This window comes from Acinetobacter sp. YH12117 (assembly GCF_013418865.1).
Taxonomy (GTDB): Bacteria; Pseudomonadota; Gammaproteobacteria; order Pseudomonadales; family Moraxellaceae; genus Acinetobacter; species Acinetobacter indicus.
In genome coordinates this window covers 20,923-36,980 of record NZ_VPBF01000030.1, presented here as the reverse complement: position 1 = coordinate 36,980, position 16,058 = coordinate 20,923, and the positions used below count along the sequence as shown (strand labels likewise).

Annotated in this window: 11 protein-coding genes and 1 pseudogene; 3 read left to right on the top strand and 9 right to left on the bottom strand. The window is 47.2% G+C overall.

The window, feature by feature from the left end; genetic code table 11:
• Positions 1-142: 142 nt before the first annotated feature.
• Positions 143-493: pseudogene (locus tag FTU55_RS11020) on the top strand (endonuclease domain-containing protein); the annotation flags it as partial.
• A gap of 104 nt (positions 494-597) precedes the next feature.
• Here the strand turns inward: FTU55_RS11020 and FTU55_RS11015 are convergent.
• Complete coding sequence (locus FTU55_RS11015; protein ID WP_168416558.1) at positions 598-1,404, bottom strand: hypothetical protein; 807 nt, start codon at positions 1,402-1,404, stop codon at positions 598-600.
• A gap of 135 nt (positions 1,405-1,539) precedes the next feature.
• Entirely contained in the window at positions 1,540-4,434 is a 2,895-nt protein-coding gene (locus FTU55_RS11010; RefSeq protein WP_180047069.1) for a valine--tRNA ligase, read from the bottom strand.
• Between the two features lie 183 nt (positions 4,435-4,617).
• Here FTU55_RS11010 and FTU55_RS11005 point away from each other — a divergent pair, with 183 nt between their 5' ends.
• A complete protein-coding gene (locus FTU55_RS11005) occupies positions 4,618-5,313 on the top strand; it encodes a hypothetical protein (protein WP_005176074.1) in 696 nt (231 codons plus the stop codon).
• Positions 5,314-5,333: 20 nt separating this feature from the next.
• Positions 5,334-6,137, top strand: coding sequence for an SDR family NAD(P)-dependent oxidoreductase (locus FTU55_RS11000; protein WP_160241550.1), 804 nt, complete (start codon positions 5,334-5,336; stop codon positions 6,135-6,137).
• Positions 6,138-6,184: 47 nt separating this feature from the next.
• Here FTU55_RS11000 and FTU55_RS10995 read toward each other — a convergent pair whose 3' ends face one another.
• From FTU55_RS10995 to FTU55_RS10965, 7 genes are all read right to left on the bottom strand, one after another.
• Positions 6,185-6,619, bottom strand: coding sequence for a YbjQ family protein (locus FTU55_RS10995; protein WP_005176078.1), 435 nt, complete (start codon positions 6,617-6,619; stop codon positions 6,185-6,187).
• Between the two features lie 3 nt (positions 6,620-6,622).
• Positions 6,623-6,979, bottom strand: coding sequence for a YbjQ family protein (locus FTU55_RS10990; protein ID WP_005176080.1), 357 nt, complete (start codon positions 6,977-6,979; stop codon positions 6,623-6,625).
• A gap of 303 nt (positions 6,980-7,282) precedes the next feature.
• The gene (adeK, locus tag FTU55_RS10985) at positions 7,283-8,740 is read right to left on the bottom strand and encodes a multidrug efflux RND transporter AdeIJK outer membrane channel subunit AdeK (RefSeq protein ID WP_005176082.1); all 1,458 of its coding nucleotides are present in this window, start codon (positions 8,738-8,740) and stop codon (positions 7,283-7,285) included.
• Positions 8,740-11,919 (bottom strand): efflux RND transporter permease subunit, encoded by a 3,180-nt coding sequence (locus tag FTU55_RS10980; protein WP_180047067.1) that lies wholly within the window; start codon positions 11,917-11,919, stop codon positions 8,740-8,742. The genes adeK and FTU55_RS10980 overlap by 1 nt, the downstream gene beginning before the upstream one ends.
• Positions 11,920-11,932: 13 nt before the next feature.
• A complete protein-coding gene (locus tag FTU55_RS10975) occupies positions 11,933-13,198 on the bottom strand; it encodes an efflux RND transporter periplasmic adaptor subunit (protein WP_005176086.1) in 1,266 nt (421 codons plus the stop codon).
• A gap of 29 nt (positions 13,199-13,227) precedes the next feature.
• Positions 13,228-13,842, bottom strand: coding sequence for a phosphatase PAP2 family protein (locus FTU55_RS10970; protein ID WP_045795816.1), 615 nt, complete (start codon positions 13,840-13,842; stop codon positions 13,228-13,230).
• 152 nt (positions 13,843-13,994) lie between these two features.
• Complete coding sequence (locus tag FTU55_RS10965) at positions 13,995-16,046, bottom strand: site-specific recombinase (RefSeq protein ID WP_180047065.1); 2,052 nt, start codon at positions 16,044-16,046, stop codon at positions 13,995-13,997.
• Between the last annotated feature and the right edge of the window lie 12 nt (positions 16,047-16,058).

The following is a 16,058-nucleotide window of genomic DNA, read 5'->3' as shown; positions in this document are numbered from 1 at the left end:
TCTTGACTCAAGCATTAATGCAGTACGATCTTCAAAGCTAAGATGATGGTATGACAATTTTATATACTCCATAAACCCTTTAAATTAATTAGGTGGTTTATGTCGCACTTCAAGTTTTACTCTGCCCACTTTAACCCGCTGATTATTCGCCTTCGCCAAATCCATGCGCCACACCGCCACCGATGCAGAACATCTGATGTGGCAAGTTTTACGCGCCAAGCGTTGTATGAACCTTAAATTTCGTCGTCAGCATGTGATCCAACCCTATATTGTGGATTTTTACTGCCATGAAATTGGTTTAGTGATTGAGTTGGATGGTAGTCAGCATGGAACAGATGATGCTGTGGAATATGATGCTGTACGAACGAATTTTTTAGAGGCGTTGGGTTTAACTGTGGTTCGGTATTGGAATCATGATGTGTTGGGGCGAACTGAGATAGTGTTGGAGGATTTGTGGCAAAAGTGTTGTGAATTAAAAAATACCTCTCCCTAACCCTCTCCTAAAAGGAGAGGGAAATATTCATTACTAAATCCGTGCAAACATAAAATCAAATGATGCTCCTTCTCCCTTTGGGAGAAGGCGGGGGATGAGGGTTTCTAAGATCGTAAACTCTCAATCTCTTTTAAAATCCAAATTTTAACTTGATCATTCTTAGATAAAGAAAACTCTAAAGCAGGCGAGTCACTTGATACATCAACATTTCCTTCATATGGGGAAATGATGAGTAATTTTTCATCAAAAAGCATAAAGAAGTTCCAATGGAATTTGGTACTGTGGATGATTTTTATCGTTCCCTTCTTATTCACTTTTTTATGGATGCCATCCAATTTTGTTTTACAGTTATTAATCTTAGTTTTTATATCCATAGGAGACTTATTGAAACGGCTAGCTATAATTTTAAGATGTTCATTATTGTTTTCATCAGGAAGGATAAATTCTAATTCACCTCCTTTTTTTAAAAAAGCTTCTAATGTCTTTGAATGACTAGATATCCATGAATCAAAATAATGGGTCACAATGGTAACTTTTTTATGATTTTGAAATAGAAGTTTCCAATTTTTATTCTTAAAAAAATCTTGAGTTTTCCAATCATTATTAAAATACGGTTTTACTTCATCTAGTGTTCTTCGAGCAATATCATCAATCAATTTTTCATCACGTTGATTTTCGAAGAAATCTGTTAATGATTTTAAGAGTAATAATGAAACAGATAGAATTATTAAAGTTGGAATCAATGCATTCGATACATCTTTTCCTAATGAGTAAAAAGTTTTTGACCATGAAAAAGGATCAGAACTCAGAAGATATGAGAAAAAGAAATAAAGTCCAATTAAAATTATTGCTGTAATAAAGCTAATAATTCCTAAAAATTTTTGAACTGTTTTTAAGAATTCTGAATTCATACGCCTCTTTATTAGATTGCATTTTTTTAGAGAGGCTATTTTATAGTCTTTAGTGTTTAATGCAATAAAGATTATAAAATAAAGGGCTGAATAATCAGCCCTTTATACTACGAAATTGGTTGAATTAACAACACATTAAAGCGCCGCAATTTGCTCCATATTCGCTTTAATCTTCGCTAATTGATCAGCAAACTCAGCAAGTTTCAATTTCTCACCTTCAACCACAGCAGCAGGTGCTTTCGCCACAAAACCTTCATTCGCAAGTTTAGTGGCAATTTGGTCATGCTGTTTTTGAACCTTGTCTAAGTCTTTTTGTAGACGACCCAATTCCGCTTTAGGGTCAATTAAGCCCTTCATTGGAACGAATACAGACACATGACCGACTACAGATGAAGAAGACAATGGCGGTTGTTCAGCATCTGCAAGGAAAGTAATGCTTTCAACTTTTGCCAATGCTTTAAACAACGGTTCAATACGAGCGATTTGTGCTTTTTCTGCATCAGTAGTGTTTTGAAGCAGAACAGGCAACAAGCGAGCATTACCTAGACCCATCTCACCACGGATGTTACGTACCGCACCAATCAAACCTTGCAGCCATTGCATATCTGCTTCAGCTTGTTCGTTTACTAATGCTTGGTCAGCAACAGGGTACTGTGCGAGCATAATCGTTTCGCCAGAAATGTTGAGTTTCGGCGCAAGTGTTTGCCAGATTTCTTCTGTTAAGTAAGGCATCAACGGATGTGCCAAACGTAAAGAGGCTTCCATTACAGAAAGAAGCACACGACGCACTTCAGCTTTACGTTCAACCGATACGTTTTCGTCATTCAGAACCGGTTTCGTCAGCTCGACATACCAGTCACAGTATTCATTCCAAATGAACTCGTAAATCGCTTGTGCAGCCAAGTCTAAACGATAGGTCGCAAAGGCTTGTTGAACCGCAGCTTCCGCTTTTTGTAGACGGCTGACAATCCACTGCTCAGGCAATTCCCAAAGGTCTTGACGAACGTCTTGACCAATTACTTGATCTTCGCAGTTCATCATTACGAAACGGGTTGCGTTCCAGATTTTGTTGGCGAAGTTACGGTAACCTTCAACACGCTTCATGTCGAACTTGATGTCACGACCGGTGTTGGCAAGCGCACAGAAGGTGAAACGAACCGCATCTGTACCGTAAGACTGAATCCCTTCAGGGAATTCTTTACGGGTCGATTTTTCAATCTTCGCTGCTTGTTTCGGATTCATCAAACCTGTGGTACGTTTTTGTACTAAAGTTTCAAGATCAACACCGTCAATCAAATCTAATGGGTCAAGCACGTTACCCTTAGATTTAGACATCTTCTGACCTTCGCCATCACGTACCAAACCGTGTACATACACAGTTTTGAATGGTACTTGTGGCGTGCCATCTTCATTTTTCATGAAGTGCATCGTAAGCATGATCATACGAGCAACCCAGAAGAAGATGATGTCAAAACCTGTCACCAATACATCAGTCGGGTGGAAAGTATTTAAGAAATAGTTTTCTTTGTCTTTCGCTTCGTCACCTGTCCAACCTAAAGTTGAGAATGTCCAAAGACCAGAAGAGAACCAAGTATCGAGTACGTCTTCGTCTTGGTTCAATTGAACGTCAGCAGGGATGTTGTGTTTCGCACGAACTTCATCTTCGTTACGACCCACGTAAACATTGCCTTCCGCATCGTACCAAGCAGGAATACGATGACCCCACCATAATTGACGCGAGATACACCAATCTTGAATGTTGTTCATCCACGCCATGTACATGTTGCTGTACTGCTCAGGCACGAACTTGATACGACCGTCTTGAACCGCTTCAATCGCAGGTTTCGCAAGTGGGGCAATCTTCACATACCATTGGTCTGTCAATAACGGCTCAACGATCACGCCTGAACGGTCACCGCGAGGTGGCTTCAATGTGTACGGTTGAATTTGATCTAACCAACCTTCAGCTTCGGCTTGAGCAACCAATTTCTTACGTGCTTCAAAACGTTCTAAACCAATATAGTCTGCAGGCGCAGGAATGGTTTTAGAAATTTGTTCGCCTGCTTTTGCGATGTATTCAAATTCAGCAAGAACTTCAGCATTTTTGTTGAAGATGTTGATGATTGGTAATTCGCAGCGTTTACCCACTTCATAGTCATTGAAGTCATGCGCAGGCGTGATTTTTACACAACCTGTACCGAATGCTTTGTCTACATATTCATCTTTAACGATTGGAACCGCACGACCTGTAATTGGCAGGATGATGTTTTTACCGACTAAATCAGCATAGCGTTCATCATCAAGCGCAACCGCAACTGCCGTATCACCTAACAATGTTTCAGGACGCGTGGTTGCCACAACGATGTAATCTTTACCATCGTGGGTACGAAGTGACTTATCTTCAAAGAAGTATTTGAAGTGCCACAGTGAACCTTGTTCTTCTTTATCAGACTCAACTTCTAAGTCAGACAAGGCAGTTTGTAATTTAGGATCCCAGTTTACAAGGCGTTTACCACGGTAAATCAAACCTTGTTCATGAAGCTTAACAAACACTTCTTTAACCGCATTGGATAAACCTTCATCCATGGTGAAGCGTTCACGTGACCAGTCTACAGAAGAACCTAAACGACGAATTTGACGGGTAATGTTACCGCCAGATTGTTCTTTCCATTCCCATACTTTTTCGATGAACTTTTCACGACCAAGATCATGACGGCTCACACCTTGCGCACCGAGCTGACGCTCGACAACCATTTGGGTTGCAATACCTGCGTGGTCAGTACCCGGTTGCCAAAGCGTATTTTTGCCTGACATACGGTTATAACGAGTCAAAGCATCCATGATGGCATTGTTAAAACCATGACCCATGTGCAAGCTACCAGTGACGTTTGGTGGCGGAATCATGATACAGAAAGACTCGCCTTTTTCAGACGGTTTGAAGTAACCGCGCTCTTCCCACGTTTGGTACCATTTTTTCTCGATTTCGGTCGGATCGTAAGTTGTAGCAATATTTTGCGCTGAATCAGTCATAGTTCGAACAGATCAAAAGTAGATAAAAAATTGCATCTATTGTAGCAAAAAAAATGGCGACTTAGGCAGCCTGAATCATTGGCTTGTTTAAGCAATTGGCATCTGCACTTACTCGTCGTATGATGTAGGCAAATAACAATGAGCAAAGTTCGCAGAACAACGACGAAAAAAGCGAGAACAACAATGACCTATTCAATCGCACTAAAATTAAGCCCAGCTACCTATCAGCGTTTTCAGCAGTTACATCAACAGTTTAACCAGGGTAATCCGCACAGTCTGGCCAAGCCTTTAGGCGAGGTGCTGTCACATATTTCCTGTGAAATTGTTGATCAGGTGTTTGGCGAAATTGCCCGGACCAGCAGCTCGCCCGACCGTGAATCGGAAAAAATTGTGCAGCAGGTGATGGACACCGTGCAAAAATATATGCCGTGGTCAGTGTCATTTTTTGGCAATGACCGTCTGGTGCCGATGGTGAATTATCTGCAACAGAAAACCTATGAAAAAGAGGGGCAGGCCTATGTGGCCTATCCGGTCGATAATGTGCTGATTAAAGAAACCTTGGGTTGTGTCGAACAAATCCGGCAGGGCAATAGTGCCTATATCCAGCCAGCCTTTCGGGCTTTTACCCAGATTGTCGATCAGGGCGTGACCAGTCTGGTCCGCGAGCCAAAGAAAATGCTGAAGTTTAATTTTATGGTCGATAAAACCCTGACCGGGGTGATTCAGCTGACTACCCAGCTTGGCTATAAGCGGCTGGAAAAACTCGGCACCCAGTTTGATACCCGCATAACGGAACAGTATTTCAATCATTTTCTGGGCTTTGTGGGCAATGACCCGCAGCCAGAGCGCGGTTACACTGATATTCATCACAACAAATGAACGTATAGAGGGACAGATTCATGGCCAAGCAGGATTTAACAGGAAAAGTGGTGTGGATTACCGGGGCATCTTCCGGATTGGGCAAAGCCTTGGCCAAAGAATGTGCCTTGCAAGGTGCCGACGTCATTCTGACCGCACGCCGTTATGAAGAGCTGGAAAAGGTGCGCGTGACTTTACTGAACCCGGAACGCCATGTGTCAGTTTGTGCCGATATTACCGATGAATCACAGGTACGGCATGCTTATGCGCAGGTGTTAGCGGCCAAAGGCCGGATAGACTGGCTGATTAACAATGCCGGTCTTAGCCAGCGCGCGCTGATTCAGGACACCACCATGCAGACAGAACGTGCCATTATGGAAGTCGATTATTTCTCGCAGGTGTTCCTGACCAAAACCGTGTTACCGACCTTTATTGCCCAGAAATCGGGACGGATTGCCTTTGTCTCTAGTGTCGCCGGTTTGCTCGGCACCCAGTACCGTGCCTCTTATTCGGCGGCCAAAGCCGCAATTCATATGTGGGCCAACAGTTTGCGTGCGGAAGTGGCGCAAGATGGCGTCGAGGTTTCGGTGATTTTCCCCGGCTTTGTCAAAACCAATGTGTCCTTTAATGCCTTAAATGGCGAAGGCAAACCGCAGGGCCATCAGGATGAAGCGATTGAAAATGGTCTGGAGCCGGACCTGTTTGCCCAGACCACGGTCAGTGCCTTGCTGGCGGGAGAGGAATATATTGTGGTTGGTGGCGCCAAGGAAAAACTGGGGGTTTGGGTGTCGCGTTTATCGCCAAGTACGCTGTATAAAATGATCCGTAAAATGAAGGTGAAGTAATACGTTCCAGAGCATTTGACGAGATGAAGACAGATCAGGCCATCAGCTTATTTCTTGATGGCCGTCCCATAGGCAAACACTTCCACCATCCCACCTTGCATCCCCAGTTCGGTGGTGCTTAAACGCAGGCCTAAAATCTGGGTGGCGCCCATTTTCTCGGCTTCCAGCTTTAAGCGTACAATTGCTTCGCGGCGCGCACGTTCCACCACACTTTCATAACTGGTCAGGCGGCCACCGAGTAAATTCTGCACATTGGCAATTGCATATTTAAAGTAATCATGTGAAATCACCACATTGCTGCTGACCAGTTGGCCGGGTAGGTCAGTGCTTTTAAAGCGGCTGCTGTCGAGCTGGATATAGGCCAGTCGCTGTTCCTGTTCAGCCAGATATTGAAAATGCTTGCGTTCGTTATAGCGGCCAAAACCAAAGCCAACGGCAAACAGTACCGCAAAAATCAGCAGCTGCAGGAGCAATCCATCCATGACTTAGTCCTGTGCAGGGAAGGGATCAGGCAGTTTTGGCATGATTGGATCGACAATCACCGCCGTACCATAAACGAACAGTTCAGATGCACCCTGGGCAATGTTGGAAGTAGAAAAACGGATTCCGACAATGGCATTGGCACCCATGCTGCGCGCTTTGTCGATCATCCGGTTCATGGCTTCCTGACGCGATTCTTCCAGCAGTTCGGTATAGGCTGTCAGCTCACCACCGACAATATTTTTCAGTCCGGCCAGCAGGTCACGGCCGACATGCTTGCTGCGTACCGTACTGCCATATACCACATCAATTTGCTGGCGAATGGTGTGTCCGGGTACAGATTCCAAATTACTCAGTAACATGTGATGACCAATAACAATAGATTGATCATGAAGATAGAAAAACTGCGGGCAAAATGCAATCAAAAACATCTCTTTTGCCGTTTTATACGGGCAGATGTGCATCCAATCCTTTGGTGAGTCACTACAAGCAAAACAGGATTTCTTTGCTTTGCTCATCACTCTATCGAGCTACTTTTATTTAATGGATGATCCAGGCACATCATCAGGCAAAGAAAAAGCCAGTCAGCGCGAGGCTCACTGGCTTGATTATCAAGCGATAAGAATGAAATCACCCTGATGCTTGACGCTGCAACTCAGACAATCTTATTGCTGAGCAGCGCGGCGTTGTTCTGCCACAGACGGCTGCTGGGTCACTTGATCTGAAGTGTTGGCTTTCAGGCCGCCACCCAAGGTTTTGTACAGTTCCACCTGATTGTTCAGATTGGCCTGTTCCAGCAATAACAGCCCTTGCTCGGCTGCATAAGAGGCACGCTGTGCATCCAGTACGGTCAGATAGCTGTCAATGCCGGCACGGAAACGGGCTTCCGACAGACGATAGGTGGTATTGGTGGCTTCAACCAGACGGCGCTGTGCGGCAATCCGGTCACCAATATTTTCACGCACTGCCAAGGCATCATTCACTTCACGGAAAGCGGTCTGAATCGACTTTTCATAATCTGACAGCGCAATCTGCTGATCGGTTTCTGAAATGCGGATATTGGCCTGACGTGTGCCCCAGTCAAAGATTGGAATATCCAGACTTGGACCAATTGACCAGACAAAGTTACCTGATTTGAACAGGTCACTTAAATCGGCCGAGGCATAACCGGCGGAACCGGTCAGGCTGATGGTCGGGAACAGACGGGCACGCGCTGCGGCAATGTTGGCACCTGCGGCAGACAGACGGTATTCCGCTGCACGAACATCGGGACGGTTTACCAGCAGATCACTTGGTAAGCCCGCACCAATTGCCGTATTGGAGGTAATGCGGGTAATGCGCTGTGCCGGCAGCAGATTGGCCGGAACCGGTTGACCCACCAGCAGATTCAGCAGGTTTTGTGCCTGCGCCACCTGAGTCTTATAGTTAGCTACATCATTACGCGCGGTTTCGACTGAAATTTGCGCCTGACGTACCGGCAGTTCGCTGTCGATGCCAACGTCAAAACGTTTTTTGTTCAGGTTATACGATTCAAGCTGGGCCTTTAAAGTTTGCTCGGCCAGTTTCAGGTTGGCATTGGCAAAGGAATAGCTGAGCCAGGCCTGAGACACCTGACCAATCAGGGCAATTTGCGTGGCATCACGGGCACTTTGGGTGGCCAGGAAATTATCCAGTGCATTGTCACGCAGGCTACGGACCCGACCCCAGAAATCCAGCTCATAGGCGGTGACCCCTAAACCTACGTTATAGGAGGTGCTTGGGCCACGACCCTGATTGCTCATGGTGTCCTGACGTAACACGCTGCCACTGGCGCCAATGGTCGGTAACTGGTTATTTTCAGTAATCTGGTACTGTTGCTGGGCACGCTGGATGTTCAGCGCCGCAGTACGTAAATCACGGTTATTGGTCAAGGCCAGATCCAGCACCTGTAGCAGGCGCTGATCGGCAAAGAAATCTTTATAACCCTGTTCTGCAACAGAGCTTCCGGAAGCATTGCTATAGCTGCTCGGAATATTCGCCTGAGCAACCGGCTCTGGCCCGCGCATACTCTGACAGGCTGTCAAAGCAAGCGCAAGGGCAGAAACCGCAATACCACGGCCTGTAAGAGACCATAAGTTTTGCATCACGATACATGCTCCTGATGATTTTGTTGTTTTGGTTTGTATTTAAAGATACTTCGAATCCACACGTAGAATACCGGGATAAAGAAGATACCCAACAAGGTCGAACTGATTACGCCGCCCAGAACACCATAACCGACCGAGTGCTGGCTACCTGCACCTGCACCTGAAGACAGGGCCAGCGGCAGTACACCAAAACCGAAGGCTAAAGTGGTCATGATAATTGGACGTAAACGCATTTTTGCCGCATGTAAAGTGGCTTCAAACAGGTCTTCACCTTTTTCCTGCAACTCTTTGGCGAATTCGACAATCAGGATCGCGTTTTTCGCAGACAGACCAATCACCGCAATAATCGCCACCTGGAAGTAGATGTTATTCGACAGGTTCGGGTTCTGGAACAGCACCATCCCGCTGAAGGTCAGGAACAGGGCACCGACAATACCTAATGGTACGACCAGTAATACCGAGAACGGAATTGACCAGCTTTCATACAGCGCTGCCAGACACAGGAAGACAATTAACAATGACAGGGCATACAGGAATGGTGCCTGATCACCCGATTCACGTTCTTCCAGTGACAGACCGGTCCATTCATAGTCGAAACCTTGCAAGCCCATGTCTGGCAGCTTGGCAATAATTTCTTCCATGGCCACCATCGCATCACCCGAGCTGACGCCAGGCGCTGGTGTACCCTGAATGTTCATGGAGGATACGCCGTTATAACGCTCTAAACGTGGTGAACCATAAGTCCATTCACCGGTTGCAAAGGCCGAGAATGGTACCATTTCGCCGCGGTTATTACGTACATACCATTGATCGAGGTCTTCCGGCATCATACGTGAGCCTGCTTCACCCTGAACATAGACTTTCTTGACACGACCGCGGTCGATAAAGTCATTGATGTACGAACCACCCCAGGCCATGCCCATGGTGCTGTTAATTTCAGCAATACTCACGCCCAAGGCACCGGCCTGCGCATGGTCCACAATCACGCGGTACTGTGGTGTATCTTCCTGACCATTTGGACGAACCCCGGCCAGACGTGGATCTTTGGCTGCTTCACCTAAAATGATGTTACGTGCCATGGTCAGTTTTTCATGACCCTGACCGCTGGCATCTTTCAGCTGCAGGTTAAAGCCGGCACTCACGCCCAGTTCAGGCATGGCAGGCAATTGCAGTGGCATGATGTAAGAAGCATCTTTAACAATCATGTTCAGTGCCATACCACGCTGGATAATCGCACCGACCTGAGATTCTGGCGAAGTACGTTCTGACCAGTCTTTCAGCTTAATGAAGGCCAGACCTGCGTTTTGTCCAACCCCGGTGAAGGAGAAGCCGGCCACACTAAACACAGACTCGACATGCTCTTTCTCATTTTCCAGGAAGTAGTTGGTCATGGTGCTGATGACTTTGTCAGTCCGTTCCAGACTGGCATTTGGTGGCAATTGCACCAAGGTCATCACCACACCTTGGTCTTCATCCGGCAGGAATGAAGATGGCAGTTTCTGGAATAACAGCACAATCACAACCAGCACTGCACCGTAAATAATTCCGGAGAAAATCTTGCTGTGGGTCATACGGTTCACACCGCCCTGATATTTCACCGACATCTTTTCAAAGCTGCGGTTAAACCAGCGGAAGAAACGCGCAAACAGACCGTTGCTTTCCGGCTTGTTCGGATCATGCTGTTTCAGCATGGTCGCACACAGGGCTGGGGTAAAGGTTAAGGCTACAATCAGCGACAGTACCATCGCGGTGACCAGGGTCACCGAGAACTGACGATAAATCACCCCGGTCGTACCACCGAAGAATGCCATTGGTACGAATACCGCAGACAGCACCGAGGTAATCCCGATTAACGCACCGGAAATCTGTTTCATTGACTTTTCAGTGGCTGCCACAGGGTCGAGATGTTCTTCGACCATGACACGTTCCACGTTTTCCACCACGACAATCGCGTCATCGACCAGCAAACCAATCGCCAGAACCATCGCAAACATGGTCAGGGTGTTAATCGAGAAGCCGAACATGTTGATGACGGCAAAAGTCCCCAAGACCACCACCGGTACAGCCATGGTTGGAATAATGGTAGCGCGCCAGTTCTGCAGGAACAGGAACATCACCAGGAATACCAGAATAATCGCTTCAATTAAGGTTTTAACAACACTCTTAATCGACAATTCAATAAATGGTGTGGTATCAAAGCCCAGCTGATCGACCATCCCTTGCGGGTAGTTTGGACGTAACAGCTTTAAGCGCTCTTCAACGGCTTGGGCGGTATCCAGCGCGTTGGCACCGGTTGCCAGTTTAATCGCAACACCACCGGCAGGTTTGCCGTTGAATTTGGAATCAAACTGATAGTTGTCTGCACCGAGTTCTACACGGGCCACATCACCCAGACGCACCTGTGCACCTGAAGCAGTATTTTTCAGGAAGATATTGCTGAACTGTTCTGGGGTTTGCAGCAGGCTTTGTGCCGTTACGGTTGCGTTGAGCACCTGACCTTCTACGGCTGGTGCACCACCTAGCTGACCGACAGCGACCTGGGCATTCTGGGTACGAATGGCAGTGGCAATATCACTTGGTGTAACTTGCAGGCTGGCCATTTTGGCGGGGTCCAGCCAGATGCGCATTGCATAGGAACCACCAAACACCTGCACTTCACCGACCCCGGCCACACGGCTTAAGGGTTCGGAAATATTGGAGTTAACATAGTCTTTAATGTCATTTGCCGACATGCTGCCATCAGGCGAATAGAAGGCCAGAACCTGCAGGAAGCTGGCGCCTGATTTAGTGACCCGTACCCCTTGACGCTGGACATCTTCCGGCAGCAGGGCAGTAGCAGACTGTAATTTGTTCTGTACCTGAACCTGGGCGATGTCAGGATCGACGCCTTGTTCAAAGTTCAGTGCAATAGATGCAGAACCGTTACCGGCACTGTTCGATGAAATATAACGCAAGCCATCGAGACCATTCATCTGCTGTTCAATAATCTGGGTCACTGTGTTTTCAACTGTTTCAGCCGAAGCACCCGGATAAGTCGCAGAAATGGTGACCGTTGGCGGCGCAATGGTCGGATACTGGGCAATGGGCATATTGGATAGGGTTAGAATACCCGCCAACATGATCACCAGTGCAATCACCCATGCAAAAATCGGGCGATGAATAAAAAATTGAGCCATTGAAGTCTACCCCTTATGTATTTGAAGTAGCTTTTTGTTCAGCCTGAGCATCCGCCTGATCTGCTGGTTGTTTTGCCTTATCTGATGCAGCAGGTTGCTGGGCACCTTGTGGCGCGGCAGCTTGCGGTTGATATGGTTTGGCTACCACTTTCTGTTCCGGCTTGACTTTGGCAATGCCTTCTACAATAACTTTGTCACCGGTTTGCAGACCTTCAGTCACAATCCAGTCTTTGCCCTGAATACCGGCAGTGGTTACTGGACGTGGTTCAACCACGCCTTTGGCATTGACCAGCATCGCCATGGCCTGACCGGTTGGGGTGCGGGTAATGGCAGCTTGCGGAATCAGCACGGCATTTGGAATTACCCCTTGCACAATTTGTGCAGTGGCAAACATGCCTGGCAATAACAGATGGTTTGGATTCGGGAATACTGCACGTAAAGTCACGGTACCCGTATCCGGATTAACGCTGGCATCGGAGAATGCCAGACGGCCTTCAACCGGATAATAGCTGCCGTCTTCCAGTTTCAGCTTGACTGTGGTGTTGTTACTGCTGTTTAAATCACCTTTACTCAGCTGCTGGCGTAAACGTAGCAGTTCAGCACTTGACTGGTTGATATCCACATAAATCGGGTCCAGACGCTGAATGGTCACTAACGGTTCCTGCTGGCTGGCAGTCACTAATGCACCTGCAGTCACGGTAGAACGGTTGGTCTGACCTGAAATTGGTGCACGTACGGTTGAATAACCCAGGTTAATTTCTGCATTGCGCAGTTCGGCACGGGTGGCCGCGACATCTGCTTCAGCCAGTTTCACCTGCGCCACAATGTCATCATATTCCTGTTTGGAAATGGCATTACTGCCCACCAATTGACGATAACGGCCTTCTTTGACACGTAAGACGTTCAGATTGGCCTGCTGACGTGCCAATGCTGCACGGGCGCTATCCACTGATGCACGGTTGGTCCGTGAATCAATTTCATATAAGGCCTGACCTTCACGTACATAGCTACCTTCGGTAAACAGACGTTTCTGCACCACACCGCTGGTTTGCGGGCGAACTTCAGAAATTTCAAAGGCAGTGGTACGGCCGGAAAGTTCAACAGACTGCTCGACACTTTGTGGCTGTACAACAATCACTCCAACTTCTGTTGGAGGCATTTGCTGCTGGGCTGCAGCTTGCTGCGCATCATTTGGATCTTTGCTACAACCCACAAGCGCGATGCTTGTGGCCAATGCGCAAGCAGTGAGGGCAGGGGCCCAAAGCTTTGCAGACATCATTCTTCCACCTCAATTAGATTTTTATCTATCTAAAAATTATTCATTGGTTTGCGCTGGCTGTACTTGATCAAGATCAGATAAAGCAGCGTGATCCAGATAAAACTTATGCTCCAGCCTGACAGGACATCTGAGGGAAAATGTACGCCAAGATACACTCTTGAAATTCCCATCAGCAACATCCACATAACAGTACATATTACAATGGCTTTATGTGCGGGATGTTGCATTGACACATAAATTGCAAGACAGCCCAGCGTTGCGGCATAAAAACTGTGTGCGCTGGGAAATGAGGCACCATAGCTATTGACCAGATGATACATTTCTGGCGGGCGCTCTCTTGCAATCAGATACTTGAGTATCCAGGCAGTGGCAAAACTCCCCATTAGTCCAATGCTGACCAGCACGATATTTGCATATTCCTTCTGCCTGGCCAGATACAGGCACCAAAGACTGGATAAAAATAATACAAATGGCATGCCACCAATGACAGATAACCCCGTCATTAGTGAGTTCAACATCTCGTTACGGTGCTGGCTGAACCAGTCTACAATTGCCGAATCAAGGGCAGTGAGCGCTGGAACATAAAGCATTAACACGCTGAAAAAACACAACAAACCACCGAGATAAAGCAAAAAATTAGGCATGCCGAAATCCTGGTTAGTTTAGCTGATCCGAGCGCAGTCCGGTAATGGATTAAAGTGTACTCGCCAGTACACTTCATTTCAAGCCTGTATAAATTATGCTAATTTCTTTTTCAATTCTTTTTAACACATGACAAAATAAATTAACAAATTCCTTAATGATGACCCTTGGCCGGGCCAGATTGCTCTTCAACTTCAACAGGTTGCTTGGGTGGCCAGAAAAAGTCACTTGGTCGGGTCAAGAAATGGGTCATGACCAGTTTGGCCAATGGCTTCCACTGTTCAAAACGTACCCGACGTGCGCGCAGGGCCACAATAATGGTGAGGGTGAAGCTGACAAATAAGTTGGTCAGGCCAATTAACAGCACACCCAGGAAAGACACAATAATCAGGCCAATTTCTGGACTGCCGTTGACGTTCATCAAGCCCTGAATAAAGTTGGCCGAGGCAAAGGCAATATGCCGGATATCTAAAGGCAGACCCAGAATATAACCAATTGTGCCCATACTGCCGAGCATAATCCCGAACAGGAAATTACCGGCCAGTGCACCCAAGTTCCGTTCAATATAGGCGGCAAAACGGTCCAGCCGTTCCTGACTCATCCATTTTTTCAGTTTGGCATGCGCCTGTAGCCGTGGCCCGACTTTGCGATACACCGCCATGTTATCGAAGTAACCGGCAATCAGGCCCGATAAAAACAGACATACCCCGGCAATGGCCGCGTGTGGAATTGCCAGGGAGGTAAACGGATTCAGGTCATGCAGCATTTTACTGGCTTTGGCATGATTCATTAAAGGCTCATGCAACGCCGCATCCCACATAAAGGCAATTAGGGCGGCCACCGGAATGGCAATCGAGATATTGCCCAGAATGGCAATAAACTGGGTCCGGATAATATTGATAATCAGCGCAGCCAGCTCGGCAATTTGCGCCATTTTCGAGCCTTTGCGATGCTGTACGGTCGAGGCCAGTGCGGCAGCGGTCATCGCCGGCTGTTTGGTGGCCACAGTAAAGTGCAGCACATGAATCAGCATAAAACCCAGCGAGTAGTTCATGCTGTTAATAAAGGCCTGCATCAGCGGCGCCAGGGTTAAACGTGCCGCCAGCACCTTGAGGGTGGCCATGGTGGCAATAATGACCCCGGCACCGGCAGCCGATTTATACATTTCCAGAAAGCCGGCCTTGTCGGTACTTACATAATGTTCACCGGTTTTGCTTGCATTTTCAGTCACCTGCAAGGCCATCAATTCACTGTTGGTGGCCAGCAGGGAGCGGACACTGCGTTCGCTATACAGCGCGGTGGTAATATCGACCAGCAACTCGCCCATGGCGCTATAACGCACATCATCTTCTTCAACAATCAGGTTCAGCAGCAGTTCAATCCGGTCCAGACACTGTTCCAGTAAAGACAGTAAATAGGTCAGGCTGACACTGACCCCAATCCGTTTGGTGGCCCGGCGAATTTTATGGCTGACGTCACGGCACTGGTCAATCATCACCAGCGCCTGTGACGCATCTGGTGGAATTACTGCTTCAAATTTGTCGGCACTTTGATGCAGGTTTTTATACTGCACAATGAAATCGTTGATTTCACGGTTCTGCACTAAAAATGGCGATTCGTATTCGGTCAGTTCCGGATGGGCATTAATAAATTCCGGGTATAAACCAATTCCGCTGACCCGATAGGACAGTACAGTAATGGCTTTAATGATTTCCTGACGAATCAGTTTTTTATCATCCTGATTACGATGGCCCTGATTGAGCAGGCGAAACAGCTGCTGCCACTGCTGATCTTCAATATCATCCAGCCAGTATTTATCGCTGCGCTGATGGAAAATGCGGCGCAGCAAGTCCTGCAGCTGGCTCTGATCATTAATCAGCGGTAAAAAATGCGCTCCTAGGCGCTGGAACAGCTGGCTCCAGAAACCATCTAAAGACAGGATGCCAGTATCGGCATACAGGCTGGTCTGTTTGTACTGGCTAATTAAGCAGAGCACAAAACTTTGTAAGGTATTGGCGGCATTGGGCGTAATCAGCAGGGCATGTAAAAAGGCCTGAAACTTTTCTTGTATTTCTTCGCTATTTTCGGTGTTGGCTGGTCGAATACGGTTGACCAGCTCAATGAGCAGTTGCTCGTCAAGATCAGCGGGCGTGGTTTCCAGCTGATCCTGCATGTTCAGGAATAGGTCATAAAATTTTATATGCATAGGCAAGGATGA

Coding starts and splice junctions, on each gene's coding strand:
- FTU55_RS11010 (WP_180047069.1), bottom strand. CDS start 4,434: ATGACTGATTCAGCGCAAAATATTGCTACAACTTACGATCCGACCGAA.
- FTU55_RS11005 (WP_005176074.1), top strand. CDS start 4,618: ATGACCTATTCAATCGCACTAAAATTAAGCCCAGCTACCTATCAGCGT.
- FTU55_RS10965 (WP_180047065.1), bottom strand. CDS start 16,046: ATGCATATAAAATTTTATGACCTATTCCTGAACATGCAGGATCAGCTG.
- FTU55_RS11000 (WP_160241550.1), top strand. CDS start 5,334: ATGGCCAAGCAGGATTTAACAGGAAAAGTGGTGTGGATTACCGGGGCA.
- FTU55_RS10970 (WP_045795816.1), bottom strand. CDS start 13,842: ATGCCTAATTTTTTGCTTTATCTCGGTGGTTTGTTGTGTTTTTTCAGC.
- adeK (WP_005176082.1), bottom strand. CDS start 8,740: ATGCAAAACTTATGGTCTCTTACAGGCCGTGGTATTGCGGTTTCTGCC.
- FTU55_RS10980 (WP_180047067.1), bottom strand. CDS start 11,919: ATGGCTCAATTTTTTATTCATCGCCCGATTTTTGCATGGGTGATTGCA.
- FTU55_RS10975 (WP_005176086.1), bottom strand. CDS start 13,198: ATGATGTCTGCAAAGCTTTGGGCCCCTGCCCTCACTGCTTGCGCATTG.
- FTU55_RS10990 (WP_005176080.1), bottom strand. CDS start 6,979: ATGTTACTGAGTAATTTGGAATCTGTACCCGGACACACCATTCGCCAG.
- FTU55_RS10995 (WP_005176078.1), bottom strand. CDS start 6,619: ATGGATGGATTGCTCCTGCAGCTGCTGATTTTTGCGGTACTGTTTGCC.
- FTU55_RS11015 (WP_168416558.1), bottom strand. CDS start 1,404: ATGAATTCAGAATTCTTAAAAACAGTTCAAAAATTTTTAGGAATTATT.